Source organism: Comamonas sp. Z3 (assembly GCF_008121565.1).
GTDB lineage: Bacteria > Pseudomonadota > Gammaproteobacteria > Burkholderiales > Burkholderiaceae_C > Comamonas > Comamonas brasiliensis.
The window spans coordinates 463722-477401 of sequence record NZ_VOQU01000003.1; the positions used below are offsets into that span (position 1 = coordinate 463722).

Consider the following 13680-nt stretch of genomic DNA (forward strand, 5'->3'; position numbering starts at 1 on the left):
GGGATGCCCATGACTTCAGAAACCCTGACCCGCCACGATCAGCATGGCCTGTACCTGGAGCCGCGCACGGTAGAGGATTTCCGCAGCAACCTCGCCACAGTCCAGGTGCGTATCGCTGCCGCCTGCCAGCGCGTGGGGCGAGATCCAGCCAGCGTGCGCTTGCTGCCCGTCAGCAAGACCAAACCGCAAGCCAGTTTGCGTCTGGCCTATGCGGCGGGCTGCCGCTGGCTGGGCGAGAACAAGGTGCAGGAGGCTTTTGGCAAATGGGAGTCCCTGCAGGACCTGACCGATCTGCGCTGGTCGGTCATCGGCCATCTGCAGACCAACAAGGCCAGGCTGGTGGCACGCTTTGCCAGCGAGTTCCAGGCGCTGGACAGCCTGCGCGTCGCCGAGGCGCTGGACAGGCGCCTGCAGGCTGAAGGGCGGTCGCTGGACGTGTTTGTGCAGGTCAATACCTCGGGCGAGGCCAGCAAATATGGCCTGAGTCCCGAGGCTGTGCCGGACTTCATCCGGCAACTGCCCGTGTTTTCCGCATTGCGCGTGCGCGGACTGATGACGCTGGCGCTGTTTTCCGCCGAAGCCGAACGGGTGCGTCGGTGTTTCATTCTCCTGCGTCAGCTGCGCGATCAGTTGCGGCAAGGCGCGCCTGCGGGCATGGCGCTGGATGCGTTGTCGATGGGGATGTCCGGCGATTTCGAGATTGCCATCGAGGAGGGCGCTACCGTGGTGCGCGTGGGGCAGGCCATCTTTGGCGCGCGTGCATTGCCCGACAGCCACTACTGGCCAGTGCGCTCCGATCCGGATACGCCGCACTGAGCCCGCGACCAATTGACACCTATATCGACGCAATCGCAAGCGGCATGTGCGGGTGTGGCGCATGGCGGTCGCTGGACCGGCGCAATGTCTCCGCGCTGGGCGCCTAAGCCTGCCGGCAAGTCCGACAGCTGCTGCGCCATGCCCGGCAGACGCAATGCGTGCAGTTTTTTGCCGCTGACACCGGGCCTCGACCCGCTGCAGCGCTCTCCTGAACCGGCTGATTCACGCCAGCTTTCCTTCACATCCCACCGGAGCATTGCATGTTGCAAACCGACTCTCACCTGATGCGGGCCTACGCCCGCCAGCCCGTTTCTTTTGTGCGCGGACGTGGTGCGCGCCTCTGGGATGAGCAAGGGGTGGAATACCTGGACGCCATCGCCGGAGTGGCCGTCACCAGCCTGGGCCATGCCCATCCCGAGATAGCCGCCGTCATGGCCGATCAAGCCGCGACGCTGCTGCATACCTCCAACGTGTTCCGTGTCGACTGGCAAGAGCAACTGGGCCAGCGCTTGTGCACGCTGGCCGATATGGAGAAAGTGTTCTTCTGCAACTCGGGCGCCGAGGCCAACGAGACGGCTCTCAAGCTCGCCCGGTTGCACGGCCATCGCAAACAGGTGGCCGTGCCGCAAATCCTCGTCATGGAGAACGCTTTCCATGGTCGCACGCTGGCGACGCTCGCTGCCACTGGTAACGCAGCCAAGCAACAGGGCTTCGGGCCGCAGATGCCCGGCTTTGTGCGCGTGCCCTATGACGACATCGATGCGGTGCGCCAAGCGGCCCGGGAGACGCCGGACATCGTTGCCGTGCTGGTTGAGCCCGTACAGGGCGAAGGCGGTATCCGTGTCCCCAGCTCCGGCTACCTGCGCGCGCTGCGAGAGCTTTGCGACGCTCGGGGCTGGCTGTTGATGCTCGACGAGATCCAGACCGGCCTGGGCCGAACGGGGGCCTGGTTCGCACACCAGCACACCGCGATCACGCCCGATGTGATGACCCTGGCCAAGGCACTGGGCAACGGTGTCCCCATCGGCGCCTGCCTGGCGCGCGGCGCCGCCGCCGATCTGTTCTCCCCGGGCCAGCACGGCTCAACCTTCGGTGGTAATCCGCTGGCCTGCCGAGTCGCCTGCACTGTGCTCGACATCATGGCCAGAGACGGGATGGCGCAGCGGGCAGGCTTGCTGGGCGATCGCCTGTTGGCCGGGCTGCGGCTGGCTCTGGGCGGACACCCTGGAGTAACGGCCATCCGAGGCCTGGGTCTGATGGCTGGAATAGAGCTGGACCGCAGCTGTCAGGATCTGGTCGGCCGCGCACTGGCCGAACAGCGATTGCTGATAACCGTGACCCGTGAGCGCACGATTCGTCTGTTGCCGCCGCTGATCTGCGACGAAGCGCAGATTGACGACATCGTGGCTCGAGTTGCCCGTCTGTGCCATGACAGCGGCGCAAGCCACCACGCCGTCTAGCCCGCGCCTGCCGAGTCCGCAAAAAGCCGCTGCCATGAGCGGCTTCGGGCTTGCGGGAGGCGGGCAGTCTTATTTGCCCGCGCCTTCCACCACTTTGGGCACGCGGGGAGCCACGGCGCACATCAGCTCATAGCCCAGCGTGCCGGCGGCAGCGGCCACCTCGTCGATGGGCAGCACGGCGCCATTGCTGGCGCGGCCCCAGAGCGTGACCTCGCTGCCCAGTCTGGCCTTGGGCACGGGGCTCAGGTCCACGGCCATCATGTCCATGCTGACGCGGCCCAGCGTGCGGGTGCGCACACCTTCCACCAGCACCGGCGTACCTGTGGGGCAGACGCGAGGATAGCCGTCCGCATAGCCGCAGGCCACCACACCCAGACGCAGCGGAGCGTCGCACTGGAAGCGCGAGCCATAGCCCACGGTATCGCCCGGCTGCAGCTCCTGAATGCCTATGATTCTGGACGACAGCGTCATGGTCGGCTCAAGCCCCCAGTGGGCCGCGTCGTGAGCGGGGAAGTCGGGCGAGCTGCCGTAGAGCACGATGCCGGGGCGCACCCAGTCGCAGCGCACATTGCTCTCATCGCCATACAGCAAGGTGGCGGCGCTGTTGCTGATGCTGCGCTCGCCGGGCAGGTCCAGCGTGGTTTCGTGGAAGACCTTGAGCTGATGATCGATGCCATGCGCCACGTCGGCATCGCTGAAATGGGTCATGAACGAGATCTCGTCGACCTGGGGCAGGGCGTTCAGCCGCGCATAAGCCGCACGAAAACGCTCGGGTGTAAAGCCCAGCCGGTTCATGCCGCTGTTCATCTTGAGGAAGACACGGTGGCCGACCTGGGTCTTGTGGGCGGCCAGCCAGTCGATCTGTTCGTCGCAGTGCACGGCATGCCAGATACCGAGGCGCGAGCAGATTTCCAGGTCGCGCAGCTCGAACACGCCTTCGAGCAGCAGGATGGGGCCGCGCCAGCCCAGTTGGCGCACGCGCTGTGCTTCATCCAGGTCCAGCATGGCAAAGCCGTCCGTCGCTCGCAGCCCCTCAAACACGTTTTCGATACCGTGGCCATAAGCGTTGGCTTTGATCACGGACCACAATTTGGCATCCGGGACGGCTTGCCGTACCCGCTCCAGATTGTGGCGAACGGCTTCAGGATGGATGGTGACAGTAATGGGACGAGGCATGGTTTTTCTCAATCAGACCAGTGGGATTCTGGCACTGTCAGCCGGAGCCTGCGTGATATAACCGCCAGTCACTTGCCACGGGGTCTCTTATTTCTTGGCATCGGTCCGCCCGGTGCCAGTTACAGCTAATTCATGAAGCGCGGTTTCTACACCATCATGTCAGCGCAGTTTTTCAGCTCGCTGGCAGACAACGCCTTGTTTGTGACCGCTGTAGAGCTGTTGCGTGCCAATGGTGCCCCGGAGTGGCAACGTGCTGCCCTGGTGCCCATGTTCGCACTGTTCTACGTGGTTCTGGCGCCCTTTGTCGGAGCCTTTGCGGATGCCTTGCCCAAGGGGCGGGTCATGTTCATCAGCAACGCCATCAAGGTGGTGGGCTGTCTGATGATGCTTTTCGGCCATCATCCGCTGATCGCCTACGCCGTCATCGGCCTTGGCGCAGCGGCCTATTCGCCGGCCAAGTACGGCATCCTGACCGAGCTGCTGCCGGCCTCCCAGCTGGTCAAGGCCAATGGCTGGATCGAGGGCCTGACCATCACCTCCATCATTTTGGGAGTGCTGGTGGGTGGACAGCTGGTGGGGCCGACCATCTCCGAGCATCTGCTGGGCTTTGACTTCCCGTATTTCAGCACCGGCGTGGATAGCCCGGCCGAGGCCGCGATTGCCGTGCTGATCCTGATCTACATCGTGGCGGCCTGGTTCAATCTGCACATTCCGCTGACAGGCGTGGCCATGCGCTCGCTGCGTGAAGACCCGAGCAAGAGCCTGGTGGCCAATCTGCTGGGCCTGCTGCCCGATTTCTGGCGCTGCAGCAAACGCCTGTGGGCCGACAAGCTGGGCCAGATCTCGCTGTCCACGACCACGCTGTTCTGGGGCGCATCGGGCAATTTGCGCTATATCGTGCTGGCCTGGGGCGCTGCGGCCCTGGGCTACAGCACCACCCAGGCATCGGCCCTGGTGGGGGTGGTCGCCATAGGCACGGCCTTCGGTGCGGTGCTGGCCTCCATGCGCATGCGCCTGGACAACGCCACGCGGGTGATTCCCATGGGCGTGCTCATGGGTCTGCTCGTGGTCTGCATGATCTTTATCGACAATCTCTGGGTGGCCGTGCCCTTCCTCATTCTGCTTGGCGGTCTGGGCGGTTTTCTGGTCGTGCCCATGAATGCGCTGCTGCAGCACCGCGGCCACAACCTCATGGGTGCGGGTCGCTCGATTGCGGTGCAGAACTTCAACGAGCAGCTGGCCATCCTGGCCATGGGCGGCTTCTACAGCCTGTCCACCAAAATGGGATTGACTGCTTTTGGTGCGATCACGGTATTCGGTCTGCTGGTCGCCGCTACCATGGTGCTGATCGGCCTCTGGCACTGGAATAACTGCAAAAAGCACCCGCAAGAGGTCGAGAAACTGCTGGACATCGCTCGTCGCGACTGCCATTGAAGCCCTGCAGCCGGCGCGCTGCATTCACTACACAATCAATAGCTTCTAGCGCTTGTAGGGTAAGCGTTAGAAGCCTTTTTTATGCATAGTCCACTGCCTGTATTTGCGCTGCTGCTCAATGCCCTGATCTGGGGTCTGTCATGGTGGCCGTTTCGTCTCATGCATGAGGCCGGACTGCATCCGCTTTGGGCCACGGCATTGATGTATGCACTGGTGCTGGCCGGTCTGCTGACACTGCGCCCGGCCAGCATCAGGCAGGCCTGGCAATACCCGGTGCTCCTGCTGCTGGCGGCCAGCTCGGGCCTGAACAACGTGGCCTTCAACTGGGCCGTGACCGTGGGTGACGTGGTGCGCGTCATCCTGCTGTTCTATCTCATGCCGGCCTGGGCGGTGCTGCTGGCCTGGAAGCTGCTGGGCGAAAAGCCCACGCCGATGGCGCTGCTGCGGCTGTTGCTGGCCTTTGGCGGTGTGGTGCTGGTGTTGCTGCCCGCCGATGCCTCGCTCTCCGGGCTGTTTGCCGGACTGACCCTGGCCGATGCGCTGGCTGTGTTTGGCGGCTTCATGTTCGCGCTGACCAATGTGCTGCTGCGCCGCTTTCAAGGCATTCCGGCCCAGGCCCGCATGCTGGCCATGTTTGCCGGCTGCATGAGCATGGGCCTGCTGACAGCCCTGACCGCCAGCAGCCTGGGCGTGGTGCCTGGCTTTCCGGCCTTTGACGGCAGCTGGGCCCTGGTGGCGCTGGGTCTGGCCGTGCTGCTGATGCTGGGCAACTGGGCCCTGCAATTCGGTGCCGCCCATCTGCCTTCGGGCGTGACCTCGGTGGTCATGCTCAGCGAAGTGGTGTTTGCCAGTGTCTCCTCGGTGCTGATCGCCCATGAGGCGCTTTCGGCGCGCACGCTGGCCGGTGGCGCCCTCATCATGGGTGCGGCGTTGCTGGCGACCTTGGGCAGAACCCCGAGAAAGTAGCCCGCCACGACACCAGAGCATCCTGCAGGAGCCGCGCCGCAGCGGAGCGCTGGCTGGGTTACAGGAGCTTGCCGGCCAGGATCAGGTATCCGGGCACCCAGCCCGTGAGCACGCCTTGCGCGATGCACAGCCAGCCCGTGGGGCGCTCAATGCTTTTCCTCAGGGCCAGCAGTGCGAAGAACAAGGCCCAGAGCACGGCCCAGGCGGCCCAATTGACGCCCATCCACCAGTCCAGCCCCGAGCTGGCGCTGGTCAGCGTATCCAGGGCCACGGGCACGGCGGTGATCGCCACGAAAAGGCTGAACCAGCCCAGACCCCGGCCGTCGGCACCGCTGAAGCGATTGAAAGCCACCCAGAGATAGGTGAAGGCAAACAGCAAGGTCAGAGCGCCGCTCTTGACCGATGCTGCATCGGCTGCCGGGCCGAAGATGCTGGCCAGACCGATGCATAGCGACACCACGCCGGTGAAGATGTTGATGACCCAGATTTCCTTGTCGGCAATCTTGCCCAGCATCCACAGGCCGTTGAGAAACAGCACCGCACCCACATAAAACAGCGACAAACCCAACCACATACAAAAGCTCCTTGGCTGCAGGCTGGTGCAGCGCGGCGAGGATTGTGGGGCCGTGCGGGGCGGGGCGTAACCCTGGGTGAACGCAAAAGAGTCTTGCGCCGTGGGTCGGGAATGGGCTCAGAACTCCCCATCCCGACCGCCGCGCAGACGGCGGTACAGGGTGCCGCGGGAGATGCCCAGGGCGCGCGCGGCCTGGGAGACATTGCCGCCATGCTGGTCCAGCGTCTCCCTGATCAGCTGTGCGCTGTGCTCGCGCAGCGTCGCGAGAGGCTGCGCCTCGGCGACATGCGTTGCTTCGGGGGCTAAGGGGCAGGCCAGGTCTTGCGCGCTGCTGGTGTCCAGGTGCGTGCCAAGGCCGTGCGAAGTTTGCAGATGCGCCTGCATCCAGACGCCCAGGCCGCTGGCCAGGCGCAGCGGCGCGGGGCCGGGCTGGCCGCTCAGTTGCAGCAAGCGCGGCAGATCAAGGCCCAGCAGCTCCTGCGCGTTGCACGCTGTATGTCCGGGCTGGCCGATGAGCTGGGCGGCGGTGCCGTTCATCCAGGCGACGCGGCCATCGGCGGCCACGCCCATCAGCGCCTGCAGCGGCGTATGCAGCAGGGCTGGCGTCACCTGAAAGCGCAGCACCAGATGCTCGTGCGACTGCGCCTGCAGCAAGGTGTTTTCGATGGTCGTGGCGTACATGCCGACCACGGGACTGGCGTCGAAGCTGAAATGCTGCTCCTCCACCATCAGATTGAGCACCCCGGCCAGGCGGCCGTGCACGTCGCGTATCGGTGCTGCTGCGCAGCGGAAGGCGTACAGCTCGTCGAAATAGTGCTCGCCGTTGGTGACGGTGCAGGCCTGGCCGGTGGCGGCGACGATGCCCGGTGCGGTCGTGCCCATGGCCTGCTCGGACATGTTCAGGCCGACTCTCTCGTCACGGGGCCGCATGGATGCCGGGGAGACATGGAGCACGATGCCCTTGTCATCCGTCAGCATCACGCGCGTGCCGGTGCCCGCCAGGGCCTGCTCCAGGGTCGGCAGCTCGTGCTGCAGCGCGAGCAGCAGGCCGCGGCAGCGCTCCTGCGTGGCATGCAGCCGGCTGGGGCTGACGGGAGCCAGAGCCAGCCGCCGTCCATTGCAATGCTGGCGCTGGCTGCGCAGCCAGGACTGGATGACCGCCTCGCTGACCAGGCCCGAGGGACGTATGCCGGCCTCGAAGAATTGACGGCGAGCCTGCAGGGCCCGCTCCGCTCCGGTGCTCGAGAAGCACTGCTGTAGCGCGTCCATCGCGCGTGGCTCATCAACGCTCATGTCATGTCCAGGCTGTTCGCAGGAGCGGTCAATGTGTTCCGCAATAGAACAGTTCGAGCCTGGGGAAATCCCGATCATGAAGAAAAACAGGCGATACACCATGCTTTGCGGCATAGCAATCACAACAGGAGACCTCGATGGAACGGCTGATCGACAACTCTCATGGATGGCCGGGCCGCATGGTCTGGCTGCTGGCCGCCTGCCTGGGCAGCGCAGCGGCTTTCGCGCAAACCGGCCCTGCAGCGCAGGCTGCTGCTGCCGTGCAGCGCGTCGACGGCGATTTCATCCGCGCCAATGCCGCCAGGACGCCTGACTGGCCCACCATCGGCGTGGACTATGCCGAGACCCGCTACAGCCGCCTCGATCAGATCAATGCCGCCAACGTCAAGGACCTGGGCCTGGCATGGTCGTACAACCTCGAGTCCACGCGCGGCGTGGAGGCCACGCCTGTCGTGGTGGACGGCATCATGTATGTCAGCGCCTCATGGAGCGTGGTGCATGCCATCGACACCCGTACCGGCAACAGGATCTGGACCTATGACCCGCAGATCGACCGCAGCACCGGCTTCAAGGGGTGCTGCGACGTCGTCAACCGCGGCGTGGCGCTGTGGAAGGGCAAGGTCTATGTGGGGGCGTGGGATGGCCGCCTGATCGCGCTGGATGCCGCCACCGGCAAGGAGGTCTGGCACCAAAATACCTTCGAGGGGCAGAAGGGGTCGCTCACCATCACCGGCGCCCCGCGCGTGTTCAAGGGCAAGGTCATCATCGGCAACGGCGGCGCCGAATATGGCGTGCGCGGCTATATCACTGCCTATGACGCCGAGACCGGGGAGCGGAAATGGCGCTGGTTCAGCGTACCCGGCGATCCCTCCAAACCCTTCGAGGACGAGTCCATGAAGCGCGCCGCCAGGACCTGGGACCCCAGCGGCAAATGGTGGGAGGCCGGCGGCGGCGGCACCATGTGGGACAGCATGACCTTCGATGCCGAACTCAACACCATGTACGTGGGCACGGGCAATGGATCGCCCTGGTCGCACAAGGTGCGCAGCCCCAAGGGCGGCGACAACCTGTACCTGGCCTCCATCGTGGCCCTGGATCCCGATACCGGCAAATACAAGTGGCACTATCAGGAAACACCGGGCGACAACTGGGACTACACCTCCACCCAGCCCATGATCCTGGCCGACATCAAGATCGCCGGCAAGCCGCGCAAGGTCATACTGCATGCGCCCAAGAACGGCTTCTTCTTCGTGCTCGACCGCACCAATGGAAAGTTCATCTCGGCCAAGAACTTCGTGCCCGTGAACTGGGCCAGCGGCTACGACAAGCACGGCAAGCCCATCGGCATTGCCGCAGCGCGCGACGGCAGCAAGCCCCAGGACGCGGTGCCGGGCCCATATGGCGCGCACAACTGGCACCCCATGTCCTTCAACCCCCAGACGGGCCTGGTGTATCTGCCTGCGCAGAACGTGCCCGTCAACCTGATGGACGACAAGAAATGGGAGTTCAACCAGGCCGGACCGGGCAAGCCCCAGTCGGGCACCGGCTGGAACACGGCCAAGTTCTTCAATGCCGAGCCGCCCAAGAGCAAGCCCTTTGGTCGTCTGCTGGCCTGGGACCCCGTTGCGCAAAAGGCCGCCTGGAGCGTGGAGCATGTCTCGCCCTGGAACGGCGGCACGCTGACCACGGCGGGCAATGTGGTGTTCCAGGGAACGGCTGATGGCCGCCTCGTGGCCTATCACGCGGCCACGGGCGAGAAACTGTGGGAAGCGCCCACGGGCACCGGTGTGGTGGCCGCGCCCAGCACCTATATGGTGGACGGCAGGCAGTATGTCTCTGTGGCCGTGGGCTGGGGCGGTGTCTACGGTCTGGCTGCGCGCGCCACCGAGCGCCAGGGCCCGGGCACGGTCTATACCTTCGTCGTGGGCGGCAAGGCCAGGATGCCGGAGTTCGTGGCCCAGCGCACCGGCCAGTTGCTGCAGGGCGTGAAATACGACCCCGCCAAGGTCGAGGCCGGCACCATGCTGTATGTGGCCAACTGCGTTTTCTGTCACGGCGTGCCTGGCGTGGACCGTGGCGGAAACATTCCCAATCTGGGTTACATGGACGCGAGCTATATCGAGAACCTGCCAAACTTTGTCTTCAAGGGCCCGGCCATGGTGCGCGGCATGCCGGACTTCACGGGCAAGTTGTCGGGCGATGACGTGGAGTCCCTCAAGGCCTTCATCCAGGGCACGGCGGACGCCATCCGGCCCAAGCCCTGAAGCCTGCACTCCACCACGCCGGTGCGCCGGGCCGCCGGACCACCGGTGCGCCCGAGCCACGCACCGGCGGCCCCAGATCGCAAACCTCTTCTTTTGACTCGACACCAAGGAAATAGCCTTATGCAAGACCATCTGCAGTTCTACATCGACGGCCAATGGGTGAATCCGGTCAGCCCGCGCAGCCTGGAGGTCATCAATCCCTCCAACGAGCAGGCCATCGCCCGCATCAGCATGGGCTCGGCCGCCGACGTGGACAAGGCCGTCGTCGCCGCGCGCCGCGCCTTCGAGAGCTACTCGCGCACCAGCCGCGAAGAGCGCCTGGCCCTGCTGGCCAAGGTGCTGGAGGTCTACCAGCGTCGCTACGGCGACTTTGTGCAGACCATCTCGCAGGAGATGGGGGCGCCGCTGTGGCTGTCCAAGGCGGCACAGGCCGCCATGGGCGTGGCCCATCTGGGCTCCACCATCGAGGTCCTCAAGAACTTCGCCTTCGAACAGGTGCAGGGCAGCACGGCCGTCGTGCACGAGCCCGTGGGTGTGGTCGGCATGATCACGCCCTGGAACTGGCCCATCAACCAGATCATGTGCAAGGTCGCTCCGGCCCTGGCTGCCGGCTGCACCATGGTGCTCAAGCCCTCGGAGGTCGCGCCGCTCAATGCCCTGCTCGTGGCCGAGGTGCTGCACGAGGCGGGCGTGCCGGCCGGCGTCTTCAACCTCGTCAACGGCGACGGCCCCGGTGTGGGGGAAGCCATGTCCTCCCACCCCGAAATAGACATGATGACCTTCACCGGCTCCACGCGCGCAGGCATTGCCGTGGCCAAGGCTGCGGCCGACAGCGTCAAGCGCGTGGCCCAGGAACTGGGCGGCAAGTCCGCCAACATCGTGCTGGATGACGCCAATCTGCAAAAGGCCGTGACCCAGGGCGTGCAGGCGGTGCTGATGAACTCGGGCCAGAGCTGCAATGCTCCCACGCGCATGTTCGTGCCGCGCGCCCTGCATGGGCAGGCCGTGGAGATTGCCCGTAGCGTCGCCGCCGCAGCGACCGTAGCCGATGCGCTGGCCGAGGGCATGCACATGGGCCCCGTGGTCAGCGAGGCGCAATGGGGCAAGATCCAGGCCCTGATCCGCAAGGGCATTGAAGAGGGCGCGACCCTGGTGGCAGGCGGTACAGGCCGCCCCGAGGGGCTGGCCCGGGGCTACTTTGTCAAACCCACGGTGTTTGCCGACGTGAGCAACGACATGACCATCGCGCGCGAGGAAATCTTCGGTCCCGTGCTGGTGATGATTCCCTTCGATGACGAGGAAGACGCCATCCGCATGGCCAACGACACGGTGTACGGCCTCTCGGGCTATGTGCAGTCGGGCAGCCTGGAGCGTGCGCGGCGCGTGGCCGCACGACTGCGCACAGGCATGGTCCACCTCAACGGTGCGGGGCCTGACTTCAATGCGCCGTTCGGCGGCTACAAGCAGTCAGGCAATGGCCGTGAATGGGGCGAGCATGGTTTCCGCGATTTCCTGGAAACCAAGGCCGTCATGGGCTACGGCGCGGCCTGACCTATTCAAAATCAATAGCTGCTGGCGCCTATCTGATGGGCGTCAGCAGCTTTTTTTATTGAATATTCTGCTGACGGCGACGCGCGCGTTCCAGCTGCTGGGCGACCTGGCGCGGGTTCATGCCGTACATCTCGGCGAACTCCTGCTCCGAAGTCTGGCCGCTGAGCTCGAAGGAGCGCAGCAGCGCTTCGTCCTTGGCGGCACGGGCGTCGGCCTCGGCCAGCGCATCGGCCACCAGGGCATTGGTCTTTTCGTCACGGCCCTGCACGCGCTCGGCGTAATCCTCGCGCGTGAGACCGGAGGCTTCGTAGGCGACGACGATACGGTTGCGCAGCTTGGGCGTCAGGTCTTCCTGCGTGCGCTGCTGGCGGCGGCGGAAGACTTCGATCAGCGCGTGGTGCACATGCTCGGGCAGCGTGGCTTCCACGGGCTGACCGCTCAGGTCATGGCGCTGCTGACCGCTGGCCATGGCCGCCAGATAGCGACCGGAGCGGGTGTGCTGCTGCAGCGCGCTCTTGAGTGCGTCCTTGTCCAGCTCCGGGTGGGCGGCCAGCAGGTCTTCAAAAATGCCGCGCTTGAAGGGCAGCAACTGCTCGCCGAACAGGGCTGGGTGCCACTGCGCCAGCTGCTCCAGCAAGGGGTGTTGCGGGCGTGCGGCCTGCGGGGCGGCTTTGGCGGCAGGAGCCGGGTTCTGGCGGCCACGGCCGCCTCGGCGCGAGCGTGAGCCGGGCTGCGAGTCCTGCACGCTGTGCTGCGATGCCGCTTGCGTGGCTTTCTGCTCTTGTGATTCAGACACGATTTCAGTCATGGCAAAGCCCGTGGGCCTGGGAAAACAAAACCCCCAATCATGCCAGCATTGCAAACTGCAGTGGCATGCGGGGGTGTCAGCCGGTGGCCAGCGCCTGATCCAGCAGCTCCACCCAGTGCATGACCGGGACCTCGGTGCCGTTTTGCAGATGGACGATACAGCCCATATTGGCCGAGAGAATCGCCGCCGGCTTTTCGGGCGCGAACGGCTCGTCCAGTGCTGCGATCTTGCGGTCTCGCAACTGGTGCGAGATGTCGGGCTGCAGCACCGAGTAGGTGCCGGCAGAGCCGCAGCACAGATGGGATTCGGTGCGCGCCACGCGCAGATCGAAGCCCAGCTCGCGCAGGCCCGCCTCCACGCCGCCACGCAGTTTCTGCCCATGCTGCAGCGTGCAGGGCGGGTGGTAGGCCACGGGGGCCCGGGGCGCGGTGATGCGGTCCTTGAGCTTGTCCACCAGCTCGGGCAGCATGTCGGGCAGCAATTCGCTGAGGTCGCGGGTCAAGGCGCTGATGCGCGCGGCCTTGTCGGCGTATTGCGGCTCCAGCCGCAGCAGATGGGCGTACTCCTTGACGGTGACACCACAGCCCGAGGCGTTCATCACGATCGCCTCGACTTCGCCGCGTTCCACCAGCGGCCACCAGGCGTCGATATTGGCGCGCATCTGGGCTTTGCCGCCGTCCTGGTCGTTGAGGTGGAATTTCACCGCGCCGCAGCAACCGGCCTTGTCGGCAATCACGGTCTGCACGCCCACGGCGTCCAGCACGCGGGCCGTGGCGTAGTTGATGCGCGGCATCATGGCAGGCTGCACGCAGCCTGCCAGCAGCAGCACCTTGCGTGCGTGCTCGCGCACGGGCCAGACCCCGGCATCCTGGGCGGCCGGTATCTTCTCGCCCAGGGACTCGGGCAGCAGGCCTTTCACGGCGCGGCCCAGCTTCAACGCGGGGGCGAACAGCGGGGAATTCATGCCCTCCTTGAGCAGCCAGCGCTGCAGCTTCTCGCCCGTGGGGCGCTCGACCTGTTCATCGACGATCTTGCGGCCGATGTCGACCAGATGGCCGTACTGCACGCCGCTGGGGCAGGTGGATTCGCAGTTTCGGCAGGTCAGGCAGCGGTCCAGGTGCAGTTGCGTGGACCGCGTGGGCGTCTGGCCTTCGAGCACTTGCTTGATCAGATAGATGCGGCCGCGCGGGCCGTCCAGCTCATCGCCCAGGGTCTGGTAGGTGGGGCAGGTGGCGGTGCAGAAGCCGCAATGCACGCATTTGCGCAAAATGGCTTCGGCTTCCTGGCCTTCTGGCGTGGCACGGTATTCGGGCGCGAGATTGGTTTGCATGGGGTGCT

At 65.3% G+C, this 13680-nt stretch carries 11 protein-coding genes; 6 read left to right on the forward strand and 5 right to left on the reverse strand.

Annotation, left to right across the window (positions count from 1 at the left end):
• Window positions 1–3 precede the first annotated feature (3 nt).
• Window positions 4–816, forward strand: a complete 813-nt coding sequence (locus FSY59_RS10605; protein WP_148728936.1) for a YggS family pyridoxal phosphate-dependent enzyme — start codon at window positions 4–6, stop codon at window positions 814–816.
• Window positions 817–1076: 260 nt separating this feature from the next.
• Window positions 1077–2276 (forward strand): aspartate aminotransferase family protein, encoded by a 1200-nt coding sequence (locus tag FSY59_RS10610; RefSeq protein ID WP_148728937.1) that lies wholly within the window; start codon window positions 1077–1079, stop codon window positions 2274–2276.
• Window positions 2277–2345: 69 nt separating this feature from the next.
• On the opposite strand, the gene alr is transcribed toward FSY59_RS10610, so the two are convergent.
• Entirely contained in the window at window positions 2346–3452 is a 1107-nt protein-coding gene (gene alr / locus FSY59_RS10615) for an alanine racemase (RefSeq protein ID WP_003059659.1), read from the reverse strand.
• A 132-nt stretch (window positions 3453–3584) separates the two neighbouring features.
• Here alr and lplT point away from each other — a divergent pair, with 132 nt between their 5' ends.
• The gene (gene lplT / locus FSY59_RS10620) at window positions 3585–4886 is read left to right on the forward strand and encodes a lysophospholipid transporter LplT (RefSeq protein WP_050873007.1); all 1302 of its coding nucleotides are present in this window, start codon (window positions 3585–3587) and stop codon (window positions 4884–4886) included.
• Window positions 4887–4967: 81 nt separating this feature from the next.
• Complete coding sequence (locus tag FSY59_RS10625; protein WP_003059657.1) at window positions 4968–5852, forward strand: DMT family transporter; 885 nt, start codon at window positions 4968–4970, stop codon at window positions 5850–5852.
• 58 nt (window positions 5853–5910) lie between these two features.
• Here FSY59_RS10625 and FSY59_RS10630 read toward each other — a convergent pair whose 3' ends face one another.
• Both FSY59_RS10630 and FSY59_RS10635 read right to left on the reverse strand, forming a co-directional pair.
• Window positions 5911–6426: an AmiS/UreI family transporter gene (locus FSY59_RS10630; protein ID WP_003059656.1), complete on the reverse strand. Its 516-nt coding sequence runs from the start codon at window positions 6424–6426 to the stop codon at window positions 5911–5913.
• 117 nt (window positions 6427–6543) lie between these two features.
• Window positions 6544–7695, reverse strand: a complete 1152-nt coding sequence (locus tag FSY59_RS10635; protein WP_050873022.1) for a helix-turn-helix domain-containing protein — start codon at window positions 7693–7695, stop codon at window positions 6544–6546.
• A 161-nt stretch (window positions 7696–7856) separates the two neighbouring features.
• Between FSY59_RS10635 and FSY59_RS10640 the strand changes: the two genes are divergently transcribed.
• Both FSY59_RS10640 and FSY59_RS10645 read left to right on the forward strand, forming a co-directional pair.
• Window positions 7857–9983 carry a PQQ-dependent dehydrogenase, methanol/ethanol family gene (locus FSY59_RS10640; RefSeq protein WP_043370509.1) on the forward strand — a complete coding sequence of 709 codons (2127 nt, stop codon included), beginning with the start codon at window positions 7857–7859 and terminating at the stop codon, window positions 9981–9983.
• Window positions 9984–10103: 120 nt separating this feature from the next.
• Entirely contained in the window at window positions 10104–11534 is a 1431-nt protein-coding gene (locus tag FSY59_RS10645) for an aldehyde dehydrogenase family protein (protein ID WP_148728938.1), read from the forward strand.
• Between the two features lie 55 nt (window positions 11535–11589).
• Here FSY59_RS10645 and FSY59_RS10650 read toward each other — a convergent pair whose 3' ends face one another.
• On the reverse strand, window positions 11590–12342 hold the full coding sequence (locus FSY59_RS10650) for a ProQ/FinO family protein (protein WP_003059652.1): 753 nt from the start codon (window positions 12340–12342) through the stop codon (window positions 11590–11592).
• Between the two features lie 76 nt (window positions 12343–12418).
• Entirely contained in the window at window positions 12419–13672 is a 1254-nt protein-coding gene (gene glcF, locus FSY59_RS10655; protein ID WP_148728939.1) for a glycolate oxidase subunit GlcF, read from the reverse strand.
• Window positions 13673–13680 lie beyond the last annotated feature (8 nt).

Coding starts and splice junctions, on each gene's coding strand:
- FSY59_RS10605 (WP_148728936.1), top strand. CDS start 4: ATGCCCATGACTTCAGAAACCCTGACCCGCCACGATCAGCATGGCCTG.
- FSY59_RS10610 (WP_148728937.1), top strand. CDS start 1,077: ATGTTGCAAACCGACTCTCACCTGATGCGGGCCTACGCCCGCCAGCCC.
- alr (WP_003059659.1), bottom strand. CDS start 3,452: ATGCCTCGTCCCATTACTGTCACCATCCATCCTGAAGCCGTTCGCCAC.
- lplT (WP_050873007.1), top strand. CDS start 3,585: ATGAAGCGCGGTTTCTACACCATCATGTCAGCGCAGTTTTTCAGCTCG.
- FSY59_RS10625 (WP_003059657.1), top strand. CDS start 4,968: ATGCATAGTCCACTGCCTGTATTTGCGCTGCTGCTCAATGCCCTGATC.
- FSY59_RS10630 (WP_003059656.1), bottom strand. CDS start 6,426: ATGTGGTTGGGTTTGTCGCTGTTTTATGTGGGTGCGGTGCTGTTTCTC.
- FSY59_RS10635 (WP_050873022.1), bottom strand. CDS start 7,695: ATGGACGCGCTACAGCAGTGCTTCTCGAGCACCGGAGCGGAGCGGGCC.
- FSY59_RS10640 (WP_043370509.1), top strand. CDS start 7,857: ATGGAACGGCTGATCGACAACTCTCATGGATGGCCGGGCCGCATGGTC.
- FSY59_RS10645 (WP_148728938.1), top strand. CDS start 10,104: ATGCAAGACCATCTGCAGTTCTACATCGACGGCCAATGGGTGAATCCG.
- FSY59_RS10650 (WP_003059652.1), bottom strand. CDS start 12,342: ATGACTGAAATCGTGTCTGAATCACAAGAGCAGAAAGCCACGCAAGCG.
- glcF (WP_148728939.1), bottom strand. CDS start 13,672: ATGCAAACCAATCTCGCGCCCGAATACCGTGCCACGCCAGAAGGCCAG.